The organism is Burkholderia sp. BCC0097 (genome assembly GCF_902832985.1).
Lineage (GTDB): Bacteria > Pseudomonadota > Gammaproteobacteria > Burkholderiales > Burkholderiaceae > Burkholderia > Burkholderia orbicola.
In genome coordinates, this window is the sequence record NZ_CADFDM010000002.1 from 594,204 (window position 1) to 613,753 (window position 19,550).

Sequence of the window (19,550 nt, forward strand, 5' to 3'; positions counted from 1 at the left end):
ACCGGTGCGGCACATCGCTACTTGATCGTCACGAGGTGCCGTCATGCCACACGGTACGTTGGTCACGCTGTATAAACCCTCCGCGGCCCAGATCGAGCATTTGCTGACCTTGCCCGCGAAAAGCCCTGCCGTCGTCGCGGTCGACAATTCGCCCGGCGCCGATCCCGCGCTGTACGCACGGCTCGCCGCAGGCGGCGTCGACGTGATCCCGAATCACAATCGCGGCGGTATCGCCGGCGCGTTCAACGCCGGCGTCGAATTCCTGATCGGCCGCGGCTGCGACGTCTTCTTCATCTTCGACCAGGATTCGCACGTTCCGGACGACTATTTCGATCGCATGCTGGCCGGCTGCGCGCGGGTGGGCGACAGCCGCTTCCTGGTCGGCCCGCGGATCTTCAACCGCAATTTTCAACGCGACCTGCCGTTGTTCACGGTGCGCCGCTGGTCCGCGCAGATCACGCCGATCCAAGGCGGCGCGCACGGCCTGCTGTCGTGCTCGGTCATCATCTCGTCGGGCACCGCGATCTCGCTCGATGCGTATCGCGCACTCGGCCGCTTCCGCGAGGACTTTTTCATCGACCACGTCGATGCGGAATACTGCATGCGCGCGCAGGCGCACGGCGTGCCGGTGTGCGTCAACGCCGACGTGTCGCTGCCCCACGAACTCGGCAGCCCGTCCGCGCAGCAGCACTGGCCGCGTGTCGAGATCTTCGATCAGAGCGCGCTGCGCCACTACTATGCGGCGCGCAACTGCATCCTCGTCGCGCGCGACTACTGGCGGCGCTATCCGGCGATGCTGCTGATCAATCTCATCACGCTCAAGCACGTCGCGTTCGTGCTGCTGCATGCGCGCAACAAGCGGCTGAAGCTGAAGGCGATCTATTGCGGCGTGACGGACGGGCTGCGAGGGCGGTACGGGCGCGTGTGACGCGTGATTTATCGCGGTATCGGCGCACGAAGAACGCGCCATACAATTCGGATCACTGATTATAAGAGAGGATTCCAGATGAGCTTGCCTACGCCGATTCACCGCCGCTATACAGGCGCGTTCTCCGTCGCGCCGACGATCTTCACCGAGTCGGGCGAGATCGACATGCCGGGCCAGAAGCGCTGTGTCGACTTCATCATCGACGCGGGAGCGGATGGCCTGTGCATCCTGGCGAACTACTCGGAGCAGTTTTCGTTGACCGACGACGAACGCGAGCGGCTCATCGCGGCGATCCTCGAGCACGTGGCGGGGCGCGTGCCGGTGATCGTGACGACCACGCACTTCAGTCCGGCGATTTGCGCGGCGCGCAGCCGCGCCGCCCAGGCGGCCGGTGCGTCGATGGTGATGGTGATGCCGCCGTACCACGGCGCGACGATCCGTTGCGGCGAAGCCGCGATCGAGCAGTTCTATGCGGAGCTTTCCGACGCAATCGCGATTCCGATCATGTACCAGGATGCGCCGATGAGCGGCACGCAGGTATCGGCCGCGTTTCTGGCGCGCATCGCGCACACGATTCCGAATCTGCGCTATTTCAAGATCGAGGTGCCGCAGTCCGCGGCGAAGCTGCGCGAGCTGATCGCGCTCGGCGGCGACGCGATCGAGGGGCCGTTCGACGGCGAGGAAGCGATCACGCTGCTCGCCGATCTCGATGCGGGCGCGACCGGCAGCATCCTCGGCGGCGGTTATCCGGACGGGCTGCGGCCGATTCTCGCCGCGTATCTCGCCGGGCAGCGCGACGAGGCGGTCGCCCAGTACGAGCAATGGCTGCCGTTGATCAATTACGAGAACCGTCAGGCCGGCCTGCTGGCGGCGAAGGCGCTGATGAAGGAGGGCGGCGTGATCGCCTCGGACGCGCCGCGCCGTCCGCTCGCGCCGCTGCATCCGGCCACGCGCGCGGGCCTGATCGAGATCGCGCGACGGCTCGACGCGCTGGTGCTGCGCTGGGCACGCTGATGCGTCCGCCTTGCAGGACGACGTCGCGATTTCCGCCACGGTCCGTGCGCACGACGCGTACGCGTGGCCGCCGTACTCGATGACCCAACCAAGGAACCCGAAGAATGAGCATGCCGACGATACGCGCGGTCCGCGCGCTGACGGTGCGTGGTGGCGGTGCCGACTACCACGATCAGGATGCCGGTCACTGGATCGACGACCACATCGCGACGCCGATGTCGCGCTACCCCGAATACCGGCAAAGCCGCCAGTCGTTCGGCATCAACGTGCTCGGCACGCTCGTGATCGAGGTCGAGGCCAGCGACGGCACGGTCGGCTTTGCGGTGACGACCGGCGGCGAGATCGGCGCTTTCATCGTCGAGCGGCATCTCGCGCGCTTCATCGAAGGGCAGCGCGTGACCGACATCGAGAAGATGTGGGATCAGATGTTCCACGCGACGCTGTACTACGGGCGCAAGGGTGTCGTGCTCAATGCGATTTCCGGCGTCGATCTCGCGCTGTGGGATCTGCTCGCCAAGGTCCGGCGGGAGCCCGTGCACCAGTTGCTCGGCGGCAAGGTACGCGACGAGCTCGAGTTCTACGCGACCGGCGCCCGGCCCGATCTCGCGAAGGAGATGGGCTTCGTCGGCGGCAAGCTGCCGTTGCATCACGGCCCGGCCGAGGGAGAGGCCGGCCTGCGCCGCAATCTCGACGCGCTTGCCGACATGCGTTCGCGTGTCGGCGCCGATTTCTGGCTGATGCTCGACTGCTGGATGAGCCTCGACGTGCCGTATGCGACGCGGCTCGCGCACGAAGCGCATGCGCTTGGCCTGAAATGGATCGAGGAATGCCTGCCGCCCGACGACTATTGGGGCTATGCGAAGCTGCGCCGTGACGTGCCGCGCGGCATGCTCGTCACGACCGGCGAGCACGAGGCGACCCGCTGGGGCTTCCGCATGCTGCTGGAGATGGAGTGCTGCGACATCATCCAGCCGGACGTCGGCTGGTGCGGCGGCCTCACCGAGCTGATCCGGATCTCGGCGCTCGCCGACGCGCGCGGCGTGCTGGTGATTCCGCACGGCTCGTCGGTCTACAGCTATCACTTCGTCGCGACGCGCCACAACAGCCCGTTCGCCGAATTCCTGATGATGGCGCCGCAGGCGGATCGCGTCGTGCCGATGTTCGATCCGCTGCTGCTCGACGAACCGGTGCCGGTCGGCGGGCGGATGAAGGTGCCCGACACCCCCGGGTTCGGCGTGCGCCTGAATCCGGACGTGCGCATGCAGCGCCCGTACGAACACTGAGCGCGCGGATGCGTGCATCCGCATCGTGATGCGCCGGCTCGAACGGCGCGGCAGCCGCTGCGCAGCGCGCGACGGTCGAAGCAGAGGAGGGCGCAATGACGAGGTTGCTCGAAGACAGGATCGTCGTCGTGACGGGCGGATCGCGCGGGATCGGCCGTGCGATCGCGCTGGCGTGTGCGCGGCATGGCGCCGACATCGTCGTCAACTACTGGACGAACCCGCTGCTGCCCGCGCAGGCCGAGCACGAGATCGACGCGCTCGTCGACGCGATCCGCGCGACGGGACGCGACGCGCTGGCCGTGCCGGGCGACGTCGCACGGCCCGACACGGCAAACGCGCTGGTCGCGGCGGCGGTCGAGCGATTCGGCCGGATCGACGTGCTGGCAAGCAACGCCGGAATCTGCCCGTTCCACGGCTTCCTGGACTTGCCGCCCCAACTGCTGCAAAGAACGATGGAAGTGAACCTGCACGGCGCGTTCTACATGACCCAGGCCGTCGCCCGGCAAATGGCCGCGCAAGGGCACGGCGGCGCGATCGTCGCGACCAGCTCGATCAGCGCGCTGGTCGGCGGCGGCATGCAGACGCACTACACGCCGACCAAGGCCGGCGTCCATGCACTGATGCAGTCGTGCGCGGTCGCGCTCGCACCGCACCGGATTCGCTGCAATTCGGTGCTGCCTGGCACGATCCGGACCGAAATCAATGACGACGATCTCGCCGCGCCCGGCAAGACCGAGTACTTCGAGCGCCGGATTCCGCTCGGGCGCCTCGGCGAGCCGGACGACGTCGCCGACTGCGTCGTGTTTCTCGCGTCCGACATGGCGCGCTACGTGAACGGCGCCGCGCTGCTCGTCGACGGCGGCATGTACGTGAACCTGCAGTGAAACGACGAGGCATGGCCATGGAAACGATCGCCTTCAGGATGCGCCTGCACCCCGGCAAGCGGGACGAATACCGGCGCCGGCACGATGCGATCTGGCCGGAACTGGCCGACGCGCTTCGCGCGGCGGGTATCTCGGACTACTGGATCTTTCTCGACGACGACACCCATCACCTGTTCGCCGTGCTCAAACGGCCGGCCGATCACCGGATCGCGCAACTCGCCGAAACGGACGTGATGCGTCGCTGGTGGGCGTACATGGCCGACCTGATGGCGACCGGTCCGGACGGGCGTCCGGTCGAGCAAGCGCTGGAGCCGATGTTTCATCTGGAATGAGGCCGGCCCGTTCGACGGGCGGGCTGCATTCGACGCGTGCCGACCCGTTGCCGCGGATCATCGTGTCGCATCAACTCATGGAGCCCACATGCAGGTTGTCGATCCCCATGTCCATTTCTGGGACGCCGACGCGCTGAGCTACGGCTGGCTCGATCGCGCCCAACCGGCGTTCTCGGGCGCGGTGGCGGAATTGCCGCGCCGGTACCTGCCCGCGGACCTGCGCACGGACGCCGGCGCCGATATCGACGTGCTGAAGGTCGTGCATGTCGAGGCGATCCACGATGCGTGGACGACGCCGAGCGAAGTCGACTGGCTGCAGGCGCTTGCCGATGCCCCAGCGAGCGGCGGGATGCCGGACGGCATCGTCGCGGGCGTCGACCTGTTCGCGCCGGACGCACGCATCCGGCTCGCCGGCGCGGCGGCGCATCCCAACGTGCGCGGCATCCGGCAGGTGTTGAACCGGCATCCGGACCCCTGGTACAACTACGTCGACGTGGATTATCTGGCCGAGCCGCGCTGGCGGGAGAACTTCGGGATGCTGAGCGAGTTCGGTTTGTCGTTCGACCTCCAGCTGTACCCCGCCCAGGTCGGCGCCGCGCTCGCGGTCATCGACGCGCACCCCGACACGCCCGTGATCGTCAATCACACGGGCATGTTCGTCGATCGAAGCAGCGTGCACGGCTGGCGCGAATGGCGCGACGGACTGCGCGGGCTCGCGCGGCGGGCGAACGTGACGATGAAGCTGTCGGGGCTCGCGATGTTCGACCATCGCTGGACGGTCGAAAGTTTCCGCCCGTACGTGCTCGAGGCCATCGACGTGTTCGGCGTGGCGCGCTGCATGTTCGCGTCGAACTTCCCGGTCGATCGGCTCCATGCCGGCTATCGGGCGCTCTGGCACGCTTATGCGGCGATCGTCGCGGGAGCCGACGACGATGAGCGCGAGGCGCTGTTCGTCCACAATGCGCTGCAAACGTACCGATTGTGAGCCGCGTGCCACCGTGGACGCCAACGAGCGTGCACTCCGCGCGTCGCCGGCCGGCGTGATTCGCACCGCGCCGCAACGCGCGCTTCCGCCGGCTCCGACGGGGCCACGAGCAGCAGCGCGGCTGGCGCGATCGATGCGGCTGTATCGGCGCCGGCCACACTGCGCGCCGTCGAGCGGCGAGGGCCGGCGCCGCCCAGGAACCTGCCCGCTTTAACCGCGCAGCGCGGTCGCGACGACGCTCGCCAACGGCGTCGTGGGTCGACCGATCAGTCGCGCGAGGGCGCCGCCATCGTCGAACAGCGCACCGCGCGACGCGGCCGCGTCGGCATCGGCCAGGACGCTGGCAAACTCGGGCGGCAGCCCGGCGCTCGTCAACGCGTCTGCATAAGCATCCTGCGCGAGATCGTTGTAGACGACGCTCTTGCCGGACTGCCGCGAAACCTCGGCAGCCAGTTGCGCGAGCGTGAACGCATCGTCCGCCGCCAGTTCATAGGTCTTGCCTGCATGGCCGTCCGTCGTCAGTACCACGGCCGCGGCCGCCGCATAGTCCTTGCGCGCGGCGGCGGAGAAGCGCCCGTCCTTCGCGGCCCCGATGAACGCGCCGTGCTCGAGCGCCGCGGGGAGGGCCATCAGAGGATTCTCGGTGTACCAGCCATTGCGAAGGATGACGGCGGGAAGGCCCGCGGCCGCGATGATTTCTTCCGTCTGCCGGTGCTCGATCGCGAGTCGGGCGGGCGACGTGTCGGCGTGCAGCATGCTCGTATAGGCGAGCAACGAGACTTCCGCCCGCCGGGCCGCGTCGATCACCGCGCGATGGAGCGGCAGGCGCCCGGCGACTTCGGTCGACGAGATCAGCAGGAGCTTGTCGACCCCGGCGAACGCGGTAGCGAGCGTTTCAGGCCGCTTGTAGTCGGCCTCGCGCACCACCACGCCACGCGCCTCGAGGTCGCGTGCCTTCGCGGGATTCCTGACCGCCGCGACGATCCGGCTGGCCGGAACGGTTTCAAGCAATGCATCGATCACAAGGCGCCCGAGTTGCCCTGATGCTCCCGTTATTGCATACATGTTCATTCTCTCCGTGAATCGGTGGGTGAGGCTCCCAGTGTAGGGATGAAGGTTTCCATTGGAAACCACCTATCCATCAGTTACCATCATTTTCAAGTAACCAAATGGAAACCATCCCGGGACGACGATGGGCTTGAGAATGCGAAAGAAGGTGGAGCCGCTTCCCGGCTGCCCGATGTCGAAATGCATGGCGTTGATCGGCGGCCTCTGGACGCCCGAACTGATCTGGTGCCTGAGCAATGGCCCGCGCCGGTTTTCGGAGTTGCGGCGCGACAACCCGACCATCACCGCGAAGGTGCTGACCGGCAGGCTGCGTGATCTCGAGGAGCGGGGCGTGATCCGGCGAAGCGTGTTGCCGACGTCGCCGCCGTCGGTGGAATACGAGTTGACGTCGCTGGGCCAGGAACTGCTGCCGGCGATTACGTCCATCGTGGAGGTCGGGTCGCGCCTGCTGCTTCGCGACCGGCCCCGCTAGCCATTCGCGGCCGCGCGGGCTACCGCGCCGCCGTCGAACGCCTGCGCTTCGTATTCGGCAACGGCTCGTGCTGCATCGGCCCCTTGACGAGTTCGTTCATCGCGTCGCGAATCCAGCCGTTGGCCGGCTCGTGATGAAAGCGCGGATGCCAGTGCAGATAAAGCTCGTACGTGGGGGCGGGGAAGGGCAGCAGCGCTTCAGCGATTCGCTGTTCAACCCCGGAAAATAAAGCACGAAGTTGCGCGACGACTCGGCGGGGCGGAACTCGGGCATCGGCAGGATTTCGGTCTATACGAGATCCGGTAGCCGCGCTACCGGCCCGTCGAGTGCCGGCGCGCCTTGCCGCTTGCCGAACGGGACAGCATCGTCACGACGCTCCGTGAACAGGTCGCCGGGTGTGACATCCCGCCTGCGCCACGCGTTACGCGTCTTTCAGCCAGGGCATTTCCACGGGCGACACGACCAGTTGCCGGAATTCGCGCTTCAGATCGAAGATGAACCCGACCAGGATCATGGAGTCGGCGTAAGGAATCGGAAAGACCTGCGGATTTTCCGGGGTACGCAGCGGGCGCTCCGGCGTGTCCGCTGTCGCCGCGGCGTTTTCGCGAACGCTTTCCAGGTCGTCTGCCATGGCCGGGCCGCCGGCTTTCAGCACGCGGCTACGCAGCTCGCTGAAGGGTTCGATGCGCGCGGCGTCTTCGTGGTATTCGGGCACTTCATAAACGAACCAGGACATTGTCGTCTCCCAGGAGAAGGGGCGCTATTCTAACGCTACGCGTGGGCGCTGCCGAAAATCGGGGCGCCCACGTCTTCACGTGGGCAGGCTTTCGCCCGGAACGCCAAGTCATCGCGTCCATCAGTGGATTGCAGCAATGTCACACTTCGGATAACACATGATGCGCCGCGCGAACGACCGCATCTACCGTGATGTCGAATTTTTTGTACACGTCCTTGATTTTTCCCGACTCGCCGAAGCCGTGCATGCCGACGAACCGGCCTTCCGGTCCGAGGTACCGCTCCCATCCCAGTTCGACCGCCGCCTCGACCGCGACTCTCGCGGGAGAAGTGCCCAGCACGGCACGCTGGTAATCGCGCGGCTGCTCCTCGAACAGCAGGCGGCACGGCATCGATACGACGGCCGTCGGCACGCCTTCCTGCTGCAGGATGTCGCGTGCCTGAACGGCGAGGTCGACCTCCGAGCCTGTCGCGAGCAGCGTGAGTTGGCGCGGCCCGCCATCGGCCTCCCGCAAGACATAGGCGCCGCGCGCCGACTTGTTTTCGTTTCCGGGCTCGTTGCGCAGGAGCGGGACCGGCTGTCGTGACAATGCGAGCAGCGCAGCCCTGCGGGGCTGTTCGAGAATCAGCTCCCAGCACTCCGCCGTCTCGACTGGATCGGCCGGCCGATAGACGGCGAGTTGGGGAATGGCCCGAAGGGCGGCAAGGTGCTCGACGGGTTGATGCGTCGGGCCATCTTCTCCGAGACCGATGGAATCGTGCGTCATCACGAAGATGGCGCGCACCTGCATCATCGCGCTCAACCGGATCGCCGGGCGGCAGTAGTCCGAAAAACACAGAAAGGTGCCACCGTACGGAATGAGGCCTCCGTGAAGGGCAATGCCGTTCATGGCGGCGGCCATGCCGTGTTCGCGGACACCGTAGTGGATATATGAACCCTTGAACTGGCCGGGCTCGATCGCGACCTGGTTCTTCGTCTTCGTATTGTTGGACTGCGTAAGATCCGCCGAGCCGCCCAGCAATTCCGGAATCGCGTCGAAGAGATGATCAAGCACGTCACCGCTGGCCTTGCGGGTGGCCATTGCGTTGCCTGCGGCAACAAACGCCTGCCGCGCCGCCGCAATCGCCGTCTTCCAGTCATCCGGAAGCTTTCCCGCATTGCGCCGGTCGAATTCGGTACGCAGCGCCTGCGGCGCCCGGCTGACACGCTCATCCCACGCGAGTCTTGCCTTGCGGCCCCGCGCACCGATCTCCCGCCATGCTTTCAGCAGGTCGTCCGGGATTTCAAACGGCGGCGAATGCCAATCGAGGGCCTGGCGTGCGCCCGCGATTTCATCCTCGCCCGGGGCATCGCTGTGGGCTTTCTCGGTGCCAGCCTTCGTCGGAAAGCCGAACCCGATGATCGTCCTGCATGCGATCAAGGTCGGCCGGTCATGCGTTGCCCGGGCGACCTCGATAGCGCGCCGTATCGCATCCGTATCGTGACCGTCGATTTCCAGGACGTGCCACCCAGCCGAGTGAAAGCGCTCGATCTCGTTGTCCGAGACCGCGAGTTTCGTGGCGCCGTCGATGGAAATCGAATTGTTGTCCCAGAACGCGATCAGTCTGCCCAACCGGAGATGGCCCGCCAACGAAATGGCCTCGTGGCTGATGCCTTCCATCAGGCAACCGTCGCCGAGAAATACGTACGTGTAGTGATCAACGAGGTCATCGCCGAAATGCGCATTCATGATGCGCTCGGCCAACGCCATGCCGACGGATTCCGCGATGCCCTGCCCGAGGGGACCGGTAGTCAGTTCGATGCCATCGGCGTGCGAGTACTCCGGATGCCCCGGCGTCTTGCTGCCGACTTGCCGGAAGCGCTTGAGCTCGTCGAGGGTCATGTCGGCATAGCCCGTGAGATAGAGCAGGCTGTAGAGGAGCATCGATGCGTGTCCGTTGGAAAGGACCAAACGGTCTCGATCGATCCAGTGCGGGGCGGATGCATCAAATTGCATGGACTCCTTGAACAGCACCGTCGCGACGTCAGCCAGCCCCATTGGCGCACCAGGATGACCGCTGTTGGCATTCTGTACTGCATCCATTGCAAGGAAGCGAATACAGTTCGCCAGCGCGCGTAGATGCGGGTCTCGTGGGGGCGGCACCGCTTTGGCGGTCGTGCGGGAATGTGCGGTGGGATCGCTCATCGGTTCTCCTGTCTTTGGCTCGGAAAGATGAGGCTTCGGGGCAATATCCATGCCTTTTCCACGGGTGCAAGCCGACGGCCGAGGCCGAGGTCAGTCCCGGGTCGGGTGGAAGCACGGTCCACGGTGCGCATTGACGATGAGCTGTTGGAAGCTCCGGGATTCGACCCTTTTAAATTGATAATACGCATTATGTAAAGCGGGATTGACGCGAGCCATCATATGGATTCCATGCTGCGTACCCACACCTATCCGATATAGGCATAATGACGCCCGCCGTGCGAGCGCATCCGCGCTGCGCCGGTGAATCGAATCCGAAGCCCTGGAGCAAGCATGCGTGACATCATCGACGGTTTTCTACGTTTTCAGCGCGACGTCTACCCGCAGCGGGTCGAACTCTTCAAGCAACTCGCCACGTCGCAGAACCCCAAAGCACTGTTCGTCACGTGCTCAGACAGCCGCGTCGTGCCGGAACTGCTCACGCAGCGCGAACCGGGTGAACTGTTCGTGATCCGCAACGCCGGCAATATCGTGCCTTCGTACGGGCCGGAACCCGGCGGCGTGTCGGCCACGGTCGAATATGCGGTTGCCGTTCTCGGTGTTCGCGACATCGTGATCTGCGGCCACTCGGATTGCGGCGCGATGGGCGCGATTTCCCGTTGCACCTGCCTCGATCATTTGCCCGCGGTCGCGAACTGGTTGCGTCATGCCGACGCCGCGAAAGCCATCAACGCCGCGCATGAATACGATACGCCGCGTGCGAAGCTCGACGGGCTCGTCCGTGAAAACGTGATTGCCCAGCTCGCCAACCTCCGCACCCATCCTTCCGTCGCGCTCGCGCTCGAGCAAGGACGCTTGAACCTGCACGGATGGGTGTACGACATCGAGACGGGCGGCATGGACGCGCTCGACGGCGCAACCCGGCGCTTCGTCCCGCTCGCCGAGTCCCCTACGGTCGTCGCCATGGACGCCCGCAATCGCGGGCAGGTCTAGTTCCGCCGCGCGCAAGCACGCCGCGTCTCGCGCAGGCCGGCGGCCTGCGTCGCCGGTTCAATGCGCCGTGCGGCGCAACATCCCGGTATCGTAGCCCAGCGTCCGGACACGCTCGACGAGCGCGGCGGCTTGCTCGGGCGACGGCTTCGCGACGCGCGTCAGGATCCACAGGAATCGCCCTGACGGCTCGCCGACGATCGACCACGAATAGTCGTCGGCGTGATCGAGTATCCAGTAGTCGCCCCAGAAAAACGGTCCGAAGAACGACACCTTCAATTTAGCGCCGCTGCTGTTGGCCACGATCTTCGCGCGTCCGTCCGAGCTGCGTGCGGGGCCGCCCGGCTCGCCTTCGCGACACGTATTGCGCACGCCGATGAGGCCGTCCGCGCGTTTCGCATAATCGGCCGTCACGCCGTCGCAACCGCGCTCGAAACGGTTTTCATAGCGTGCGAACTCGTACCATCTGCCCACGTAGCGATCGAGATCGACCGCCTTGGCCGGTTGCGGCACCCGGGCGTTGCCGCTCTCGCCTCCCGCAAGGCCCGCGCATCCCGCGAGCAACAGCACCGCGCCGGCCAGGAGCCCCGAGGCCGCCCGCACGGATGCACAAAGAACAGATCGTTTCATTGAAGCCTTCTCAGCCACGAAATCGCATCATTGTGCACGCAACCACCGGGCGGCGTCAGCAGCGTCGGGCGCAGCGCTTGCCTGCATCCCGGCGCGCGATTCGTCCGTATCTCGTTGCAACATCTTCATACGGTTCGCCACCATGCGCGACATTCAGCGGGTCAGCCGTCGATCGCTCGATCAAGCGCATCCGGCAATGCTATATTTCGCTCGACCTCCTCGCCATTTCTTCAGCATGAACGACACGCCGGATGGTGCCGATTCCCTCGACCCCTCGATCGCCTCGCGCGATACCGACGCGGATGCCGTGCGGCGCGACCGCCTGAATCGCGTCATGTTGCAGGTCGCGAGCGGCGACCAGACGGCTTTCGCCGAGCTTTACCGGCTGACCTCGTCGCGGGTGTTCGGCATCATCCTGCGCATGGTTCATGATCGCGGGGAAGCCGAGGATCTGCTCCAGGAGGTCTACACCGCCGCATGGCGGCGTGCCGACGCGTTCGACCCGGCGCGCGGCGGCGCGATGACGTGGCTGACCACCCTGGCACGCAACCGGACGATCGACCGGTTACGTCAACATCGCGAGGCGCAACTCGACGACGAGCAGGTACCGGATCTCCCCGACGAGGATCCGACGCCCGCCGCGCTGGCGGAGGCAAGCCAGGAGCGGCAACGCCTCGAACGCTGCCTCGAACGGCTCGAGCCGCAACACGGCCGCGCAGTACGCGAGGCATTTTTCAGCGGTGCGACCTACGGCGAACTGGCTGCGCGGCTGCGTGTGCCGCTCGGCACCATGAAGAGCTGGATCCGGCGCAGCCTGATGCAGCTGAAGGTATGTCTCGAGCAATGAATACGCCCGCCGATCACGATCCCGAATTGCGCTGCGCGGAATACGCGCTCGGCGTGCTCGACGCCGCTGAGCGGCGCGCACTGGAGCAGTCCGCCGCACGCGATCCGTCGTTGCAAGCGATGTTGGAGCGCTGGCAGCGCCGCTTCGCGCTCCTCGCGGAAGACGTCGCCCCCGTCGCGCCGCCCGGCCGAGTCTGGGCGCGAATCCAGCGCGACCTCGGCTTCTTCGTTCCGCCGGCCGCAAGCAGCGCGCCATCGGGCGGCTGGTGGAACAGCCTGCCGCTGTGGCGCTGGGTCGGCATCGGCGCCAGCGCGGCCGCGCTGGGACTGCTCGCGGTCAACCTCGTCCGGGTCGGCGAAGCGCCGCCGCGCGTGGCCGCCGTCGAGGGCAGCTACATGGTCGCCACGATTGCACGATCGGACGGCGTCGCACACTGGACCGCCACGGTCGATCTGCGCCGGGCCCGAATGGTCGTGGTCCCGGCGGACAAGCCGACGATCGACGCGAATCACTCGACCGAACTCTGGTTGATTCCGCCGAACGCGAAGCCGATCTCGCTGGGCGTATTCACGCCGGACATGCCGGCGTCGATGACGCTGCCGCCCGAGATCGTCGCGCGGTTCAGCGCGCGCGCGGTGCTCGCCGTGTCGATCGAGCCGCACGGCGGTTCACCGAGCGGTCAACCCACGGGTCCGGTGCTCGCCACGGGCGCGATGCACGCGGCATAACCGGCGCCGCGCACCCTGCGGCGGACAGCCGACCGTTGCGGGCGAAGAAGGCGGCGCGCGCCCCGTTCTTCCACAAGCAGGCCGCCATGCATTCCGGTGCATCCGTTTGGCCGTCGGCTCCGTATATGACGGGTATCGCATCCTCGGAGCCGCCCGCATGCCCGCCGTCGCCGTCGCCCTCCTCGCTTTCGTCGGACTGTGCCTTTCGTTCACGGCGGTGTGGATCAGCCAATTGCGCTCCCGCAACGCCGGGATGATCGACCCGGTCTGGGCTGCGACGCTCGGCGGCATGGCCGTCTTCGTCGCAGGGCTCGGCACCGGTCCGGCATTGAATCGTGCGCTCGTCGCGACAGGCGGCGGCATCTGGGGGCTGCGGCTCGCGCGACACTTGTGGCATCGCAACCGCGGGCAGCCCGAAGACCCGCGCTATCGGCAATTCCGCCTGCAATGGGGCGACGTTGCGCCGCGCAACATGTTCTGGCTGTTCCAGTTGCAGGCGCTGATCTCGATGTTGCTGTCGGTCGCGTTCTTCGTCCCGGCATACAGCCCGGAAGCACCGTCCCGGCCCGCGGCCGCCGCAGCCGTCTCGATCTGGCTCGTCGCCGTGGTTGGAGAGGCCGCGGCCGACCGGCAGCTCAAGCGCTTCCTCGCCGCCCCCGGGCGCCGCGACCGTGTCTGTCGAGTGGGCTGGTGGCGCTATTCGCGGCATCCCAACTATTTCTTCGAATGCCTGCACTGGTGCGCGTACGCGGCGCTGGCGATCGGCATGCCGTGGGACTGGCTCACGCTGATGCCGCCGTTCCTGATGGCGTGGCTGCTGCTCAGGGTATCCGGCCTGCCGCTGCTCGAAGCGCATCTCGTCCGAACGCGGCCGGGCTACCGGGAATATGTGCGCACGACCAGCGCCCTCGTTCCGTGGCCGCCGAGGGCGGCCGACCGCCCGCCCCTTAACCATCCCGATCATCCGGAAGACAGGAGTACGCGATCGTGACCACCACCGCCTCGCAACCGTCACCCGCCCGGATAGCCGTACCCGGCGACACGTGGCTGATCCGCTGCTGTGAGCGCGGATGGCTGCCGGATCCGCTGATCCGCGCCGGGATGCGCGCCCTGCTTCGACAGCGGCTGCGCGATGAACATCTGCACGACGGCGAGCGACGCGCGGCCGCCCTCGACAGGCTGGTGCACGAACTGGATGCAAGTCCGATCGCGATCGACACGCATGCGGCCAACACCCAGCATTACGAGGTGCCCGGCGCCTTCTTTGAAGCCCATCTCGGCCCCAGGCTGAAATATTCGTGCGGCTATTACCCGCTCGGCAACGAAACGCTCGCGCAAGGCGAGGATGCCATGCTGGCGCTTTACGCGGAGCGGGCCGGTCTCGCGGACGGCCAGCGCATCCTGGATCTCGGCTGCGGCTGGGGTTCGCTGTCGCTGTGGCTCGCCGAGCGCTATCCGCACGCGCAGATCGTCGGCCTGTCGAATGCTCACGGTCAGCGAAACTTCATCGAGCAATGCGCGGCACGACGCGGGCTGACCAATCTGCGGATCGTCACAGGCAACGTGGTCAATTTCGATTTCGCGCCCGGCGAAGCGGTGTTCGATCGCGTGCTGTCGATCGAGATGTTCGAGCACATGAAGAACTACGGGCAACTGCTGGCGAAAATCGCCCGGTGGATGCACGACGACGGCAAGCTGTTCGTGCACGTCTTCGCGCACAAGCTGCTCGCCTATCATTTCGCGGTGCGCGACGGCACCGACTGGATGTCGCGCCATTTCTTCACCGGCGGCACGATGCCGTCGGCCAATCTGCTGCTGCGGTTCCAGGACGACGTGCGCATCGAGCGCCAATGGTGGATCGACGGCACCGCCTATGCCCGCACGGCCAACCACTGGCTCGCGTCGCTCGACGCCGCGCGCAACCGGATCATGCCGATCTTCGAAACGGTCTACGGCGCCGATGCGCGTATATGGTTCCAGCGCTGGCGAATGTTCTACATGGCCGTCGCCGAACTGTTCGGCTATGCCGGCGGCCAGGAGTGGGGTATTGCCCACTACCTGTTCGACAAGCGGCCCGAGCGCGCGTGAGACACGTCATGCCGTACCAGGCCGTCCGCCGCTTCGCCGCCGTGCTCGTCGCGGGCCTTGCGCTCGTCTCCGTCGCGGGCTGCTTGCGCGATGCGCCGAACGGGAATCCGCGCGCGGCCGCGCCCCTGTCGAGCGTGCCCGTCGACCTGCCCCGCTACATGGGCCGCTGGTACGTGATCGCCAATATCCCGTATTTCGCGGAACGCGGCTACGTGGGCAGCCGCGCCGAATGGGCGCTGCGCGATGACGGCCGGATCGACGACGTGTTCGTCGGCCGCAAGGGCGGCTTCGACCGACCCGAGAAACGCTTTCACTTCGTCGATACGGTAAAGCCCGGCAGCGGCGGCGGGGAATGGCGCGTGCGGCTGTTCTGGCCGATATACGTCACGCAGTTGACGCTCTATGTCGATCCCGACTACCGCCATACGATCCTCGGCTACCCGGGCAAGACGCTCGGATGGATCTTCTCGCGCGAGCCGACGATGGACGACGCGACCTATCGCTCGCTGCTCGCGCGGCTCGATGCGATGGGCTACGACACGTCGCGCTTCAGGCGCGTGCCCCAGACGCCCGGGCAGATCGGTCAACCGGGCTTCGCATCGCCGGGCGGGCGCGACTGACGGGGGCCGGCGCATCCGACTCCCGCTTTGCTCCGTATCTCCGAGAAATCGCTTCCAATTTCCTTCACCTGCCGCACGGAGACGCTTCGCGATGCACCAGCCCTTCACTGCCTCGCCGCCGGGGCGGCGGATCGCCGTCGTCGGCGCCGGCATCGCCGGCCTGGCGAGCGCTTACCTGCTGGCCCGTCGTCACCGCGTGACGCTGTTCGAGGCGGCCGGCTACCTCGGCGGCCATGCGCACACCGTCGATGTCGAACTCGACGGCACGAGCCATCCGGTCGATACCGGGTTCCTCGTCTTCAACGACCGGACCTATCCGAACCTGATCGCGCTGCTCGCCGAGCTCGGCGTGGCCGCGCATCCGAGCGACATGTCGTTCTCGGTTTCCGTCGACGGCGGCCGGCTCGAGTGGGCCGGCAGCAACCTCAACACCGTATTCGCGCAACGCCGCAACCTGTTTTCGCCGACATTTCTCGGCATGCTGCGCGATATCCTGCGCTTCAACGCATCCGCGCACGATCACCTCGATACGGCAAGCCGCGAGCGGCTGTCGGTCGGCGAACTGCTCGCCGCGGGCCGGTACGGCGCGCCGTTCCAGCATCAGTACCTGCTGCCGATGGCGGCCGCGATCTGGTCGAGCGCGGCCAGCGACGTCCTGCGGTTTCCGGCCGCGACGTTCCTGCGCTTCTGCCTGAACCACGCGCTGCTGCAGGTCAACAACCGCCCGCCATGGCGCACGGTCGCAGGCGGCGCACGGCAGTATGTCGAGCGCATCGCCGCGACGCTCGACGACGTCCGCATCGACACGCCGGTCCGCGCCATTCGGCGCGACGAACATGGCGTCACGGTGGCGACCGACGCCGCCGGCGCCGAGCGGTTCGACGCCCTCGTGCTCGCGTGCCACGCGCCGACGAGCCTGCGGCTGCTCGCGGATGCCAGCGACGCCGAGCGCGGCGTGCTGGGCGCCGTTCGCTATCAGCGCAACGTCGCGGTGCTGCATACCGATACGGCCTTGCTGCCGCGCCGCCGACGCGTGTGGTCGGCATGGAACTACCTGAGCGGGCCTGCCGCGCGGGCCGCCGACGGTGCATCGCCCGTGTGCGTGAGCTACCTGATCAACCAGTTGCAGCCGCTACCGTTCCGCACACCGGTCGTCGTCACGCTGAACCCGATCGATGCCCCGGCGCCCGGCACGCAACTCGGTCGCTACGACTACGAGCATCCGTTACTCGACCTCGCCGCCATCGACGCGCAAGACCGCCTGCCCGCGCTGCAGGGGCAGCGCCGCACGTGGTTCGCAGGCGCGTGGACGGGCTACGGTTTTCACGAGGACGGCCTGAAATCCGCATTGCGCGTGGCCGACGATTTCGGCGTGAAGCCGGCCTGGGCCGCGCCATGAACGCCCCGTTCGCGCGCGACGGCAGCGCCGCACGGCTTCTCGTGGGGCACGTGATGCACGAGCGGCTGCGGCCCGTGCACCATGCGTTCACGTATCCACTGTTCCAGGTCTGCTGCGACATCGATCGGCTTCACGAAATCGACGGCACCTGGTTCGGCGTCGATCGCTGGCGGCCATTCGGACTCGCGTCGCGCGACTACGGCCCGCGTGACGGCCAGCCGCTCGCGCCGTGGCTGCGTGCCCAGCTTGCCGAAGCCGGCATGCCGGCCGACGGCCCGATCTGGCTGCAGACGATCCCGCGCCTGTTCGGCCATGCATTCAATCCCGTGAGTTTCTGGTACTGCTACGACCGCGGGGGGCGGCTTCGCGCGCTGTACGCGGACGTGCGCAACACCTTCGGCGCGCATCACGGCTATCTGCTGAGCGCGACGCGTCACGCGCCGATCGGCGAAGGCACGGTCCTGGTCTGCCGCAAGACGTTTCACGTGTCGCCGTTCTGCGACGTCGCCGGGTCGTACGCGTTTCGCGTGCGGCAGCGCGGCGACCACCTGCGGGTCGCCATCGACTACCACGACGACGACGGCCTGCTGCTGCGCACGGCCCTCGTCATGCAGGCCGGCCCGCTGAGCGCCGCACGGGCATGGCGCGCGCTCGCGCGGCAACCGTTCAACGCAATCGGCGTGATCGTCCGAATCCATTGGCAGGCGCTGCGGCTCTGGCTCAAGCGCGTGCCGTTCCACGGCAGGACACCTCCTGGCCGGGCGCCCCGCGCCGACGCGCTGCCGTCCACGCCGGCACGGGTGTCGCCGCCATGCCGCCCCGAGGAGTCCGACCACGAGGTCCGCCCATGACCCTGCTGCGCCTGTTATCGAATGCATCGCAACCCGCGCTGCCGCTCTCGTCCCGGCTGTTTGTCGCGCTGCTGCGGCGGCTCGAGCACGGCCACCTGATACTCGTGACGCCCGAAGGCGCGCGATACGTGTTCGGCGATCCGCATCGTCATCCGGGCGCGACGCTGCAGATCCACGACTGGCGTGCGTGCCGCGCGATCCTGCGCGCCGGCGACATCGGGTTTGCCGATGCGTATCGCGCGGGCCGGCTCGACACGCCCGACCTCGTCGCGCTGCTGCGCCTGGCGATCCGCAACGAGCCGGCGATCGCGCGCACGGTGACGGGCGGCCGCTTCGCCCGCCTCTGGTATGCGCTGCGCCACCGGCTGCGGGCGAATACGCGTGCCGGCAGCCGCCGCAATATCCATGCGCATTACGATCTCGGCAACCGCTTCTACGGGCTGTGGCTCGACGAAACGTGGACCTATTCGAGCGCCTGCTTCGACGGCGACGCGCGGCGCTCGCTCGCCGATGCGCAGGCGGCGAAATATCAGCGCATCGTCGATTCGCTCGGCCTGCGCGCCGGCATGCGCGTGCTGGAGATCGGCTGCGGCTGGGGCGGCTTCGCCCTGCATGCGGCACGCCAGGGCATCCGCGTGCACGCGCTGACGATCTCGCCGTCGCAATACGCGCTGGCGGCAGAGCGCATCGCGCGCGCGGGGCTGTCGGATCGGGTGACGCTCGAGTTGCGCGACTACCGAGACATCGACGGGCGCTACGACGCGATCGTGTCCATCGAGATGTTCGAAGCCGTGGGCGAAGCGTTCTGGCCGGTGTATTTCGACACGGTCGGGCAACGCCTGAAAGCAGGCGCGCGGGCGTTGATCCAGTCGATCACGATCGCCGAAGCGCAGTTCGATGCCTACCGTGCATCGAGCGACTTCATCCGCGAGTTCATCTTTCCGGGCGGCATGTTGCCGAGCGCCGCACACTTCGTCGATGTGGCGCGGCGCGCTGGGCTCGCCGCCGAACCCGTGCACGCGTTCGGACTCGACTATGCGCACACGTTGCGCGCCTGGCGGGCAGCGTTCGAGGATCACGTCGACGCCGTGCGAGCGCAAGGGTTCGACGAGCCCTTCATCCGCACGTGGCGCCTGTACCTCGCCTATTGCGAAGCGGGATTCGCCGAGCGCCGCACGGACGTGATGCACTTCATCGTGTCGGCGCAAACCTGAACGATGCGGGCGTAGAGCCGCCAACGCAACGGAAACACCCGGGCGATCGAGTCTGCACGCGGTGCCGGAAGTATCCGGGCGAATTACATTGCGTCAAAAATAGAATATATCGGCGATATTTCCAATCATGAATTGAGCGCTAGAATCAGAAACAATCAACGACAATATTTTATATTAAATAAGAAACATCTCTTTTAAATACGGCTTCACATCTCCTCTTTCGCCCATCCGAACGGCGCGGGCCCACTCCTCTCGCCCCGCTTGTCGCGGGCTTCCGTGCGCGCCTATCCTCGACGCGA

Annotated in this window: 20 protein-coding genes; 16 read left to right on the forward strand and 4 right to left on the reverse strand. The window is 66.7% G+C overall.

Going from position 1 to position 19,550, the window contains the following annotated elements; translation table 11 throughout:
• Positions 1-43 precede the first annotated feature (43 nt).
• The 6 genes from HWX07_RS07890 (at position 44) to HWX07_RS07915 (ending at position 5,426) form a co-directional block, all read left to right on the forward strand.
• The gene (locus tag HWX07_RS07890) at positions 44-928 is read left to right on the forward strand and encodes a glycosyltransferase family 2 protein (protein ID WP_175875868.1); all 885 of its coding nucleotides are present in this window, start codon (positions 44-46) and stop codon (positions 926-928) included.
• A gap of 78 nt (positions 929-1,006) precedes the next feature.
• Positions 1,007-1,942 (forward strand): dihydrodipicolinate synthase family protein, encoded by a 936-nt coding sequence (locus HWX07_RS07895; RefSeq protein ID WP_043886348.1) that lies wholly within the window; start codon positions 1,007-1,009, stop codon positions 1,940-1,942.
• A 104-nt stretch (positions 1,943-2,046) separates the two neighbouring features.
• Entirely contained in the window at positions 2,047-3,225 is a 1,179-nt protein-coding gene (gene rhmD, locus HWX07_RS07900) for an L-rhamnonate dehydratase (RefSeq protein ID WP_175875869.1), read from the forward strand.
• Positions 3,226-3,320: 95 nt separating this feature from the next.
• Complete coding sequence (locus HWX07_RS07905; RefSeq protein ID WP_175875870.1) at positions 3,321-4,109, forward strand: SDR family NAD(P)-dependent oxidoreductase; 789 nt, start codon at positions 3,321-3,323, stop codon at positions 4,107-4,109.
• Between the two features lie 17 nt (positions 4,110-4,126).
• A complete protein-coding gene (gene rhaM, locus HWX07_RS07910) occupies positions 4,127-4,441 on the forward strand; it encodes an L-rhamnose mutarotase (protein ID WP_124698332.1) in 315 nt (104 codons plus the stop codon).
• 88 nt (positions 4,442-4,529) lie between these two features.
• Entirely contained in the window at positions 4,530-5,426 is an 897-nt protein-coding gene (locus tag HWX07_RS07915) for an amidohydrolase family protein (protein WP_175875871.1), read from the forward strand.
• 210 nt (positions 5,427-5,636) lie between these two features.
• Here HWX07_RS07915 and HWX07_RS07920 read toward each other — a convergent pair whose 3' ends face one another.
• A complete protein-coding gene (locus tag HWX07_RS07920; protein WP_175875872.1) occupies positions 5,637-6,491 on the reverse strand; it encodes an SDR family oxidoreductase in 855 nt (284 codons plus the stop codon).
• A gap of 139 nt (positions 6,492-6,630) precedes the next feature.
• Here HWX07_RS07920 and HWX07_RS07925 point away from each other — a divergent pair, with 139 nt between their 5' ends.
• On the forward strand, positions 6,631-6,966 hold the full coding sequence (locus tag HWX07_RS07925) for a helix-turn-helix domain-containing protein (protein WP_023474530.1): 336 nt from the start codon (positions 6,631-6,633) through the stop codon (positions 6,964-6,966).
• A 421-nt stretch (positions 6,967-7,387) separates the two neighbouring features.
• Here HWX07_RS07925 and HWX07_RS07930 read toward each other — a convergent pair whose 3' ends face one another.
• Both HWX07_RS07930 and tkt read right to left on the reverse strand, forming a co-directional pair.
• On the reverse strand, positions 7,388-7,702 hold the full coding sequence (locus HWX07_RS07930; protein ID WP_027806289.1) for a hypothetical protein: 315 nt from the start codon (positions 7,700-7,702) through the stop codon (positions 7,388-7,390).
• A gap of 139 nt (positions 7,703-7,841) precedes the next feature.
• Positions 7,842-9,887 carry a transketolase gene (gene tkt / locus HWX07_RS07935; protein WP_175875873.1) on the reverse strand — a complete coding sequence of 682 codons (2,046 nt, stop codon included), beginning with the start codon at positions 9,885-9,887 and terminating at the stop codon, positions 7,842-7,844.
• A gap of 330 nt (positions 9,888-10,217) precedes the next feature.
• Between tkt and HWX07_RS07940 the strand changes: the two genes are divergently transcribed.
• The gene (locus tag HWX07_RS07940; protein ID WP_124698346.1) at positions 10,218-10,877 is read left to right on the forward strand and encodes a carbonic anhydrase; all 660 of its coding nucleotides are present in this window, start codon (positions 10,218-10,220) and stop codon (positions 10,875-10,877) included.
• A 57-nt stretch (positions 10,878-10,934) separates the two neighbouring features.
• Here the strand turns inward: HWX07_RS07940 and HWX07_RS07945 are convergent, their stop codons facing one another.
• Positions 10,935-11,504, reverse strand: a complete 570-nt coding sequence (locus HWX07_RS07945) for a lipocalin family protein (protein WP_175875874.1) — start codon at positions 11,502-11,504, stop codon at positions 10,935-10,937.
• A 235-nt stretch (positions 11,505-11,739) separates the two neighbouring features.
• Here HWX07_RS07945 and HWX07_RS07950 point away from each other — a divergent pair, with 235 nt between their 5' ends.
• The 8 genes from HWX07_RS07950 (at position 11,740) to HWX07_RS07985 (ending at position 19,251) form a co-directional block, all read left to right on the forward strand.
• Positions 11,740-12,351 (forward strand): sigma-70 family RNA polymerase sigma factor, encoded by a 612-nt coding sequence (locus HWX07_RS07950; RefSeq protein WP_124698434.1) that lies wholly within the window; start codon positions 11,740-11,742, stop codon positions 12,349-12,351.
• The gene (locus HWX07_RS07955; RefSeq protein WP_175875875.1) at positions 12,348-13,079 is read left to right on the forward strand and encodes an anti-sigma factor; all 732 of its coding nucleotides are present in this window, start codon (positions 12,348-12,350) and stop codon (positions 13,077-13,079) included. Before HWX07_RS07950 ends, HWX07_RS07955 begins: the two co-directional genes overlap by 4 nt.
• 157 nt (positions 13,080-13,236) lie before the next feature.
• Complete coding sequence (locus tag HWX07_RS07960; RefSeq protein WP_175875876.1) at positions 13,237-14,070, forward strand: DUF1295 domain-containing protein; 834 nt, start codon at positions 13,237-13,239, stop codon at positions 14,068-14,070.
• Complete coding sequence (locus tag HWX07_RS07965; protein WP_175875877.1) at positions 14,067-15,167, forward strand: class I SAM-dependent methyltransferase; 1,101 nt, start codon at positions 14,067-14,069, stop codon at positions 15,165-15,167. Before HWX07_RS07960 ends, HWX07_RS07965 begins: the two co-directional genes overlap by 4 nt.
• An 8-nt stretch (positions 15,168-15,175) precedes the next feature.
• Positions 15,176-15,787: a lipocalin family protein gene (locus HWX07_RS07970; RefSeq protein WP_175876158.1), complete on the forward strand. Its 612-nt coding sequence runs from the start codon at positions 15,176-15,178 to the stop codon at positions 15,785-15,787.
• A 91-nt stretch (positions 15,788-15,878) separates the two neighbouring features.
• The gene (locus tag HWX07_RS07975; RefSeq protein ID WP_175875878.1) at positions 15,879-17,186 is read left to right on the forward strand and encodes an FAD-dependent oxidoreductase; all 1,308 of its coding nucleotides are present in this window, start codon (positions 15,879-15,881) and stop codon (positions 17,184-17,186) included.
• Positions 17,183-18,037: a DUF1365 domain-containing protein gene (locus tag HWX07_RS07980; RefSeq protein WP_175875879.1), complete on the forward strand. Its 855-nt coding sequence runs from the start codon at positions 17,183-17,185 to the stop codon at positions 18,035-18,037. The genes HWX07_RS07975 and HWX07_RS07980 overlap by 4 nt, the downstream gene beginning before the upstream one ends.
• Positions 18,034-19,251 (forward strand): cyclopropane-fatty-acyl-phospholipid synthase family protein, encoded by a 1,218-nt coding sequence (locus tag HWX07_RS07985; RefSeq protein ID WP_175875880.1) that lies wholly within the window; start codon positions 18,034-18,036, stop codon positions 19,249-19,251. The genes HWX07_RS07980 and HWX07_RS07985 overlap by 4 nt, the downstream gene beginning before the upstream one ends.
• The last annotated feature ends 299 nt before the right edge of the window (positions 19,252-19,550 follow it).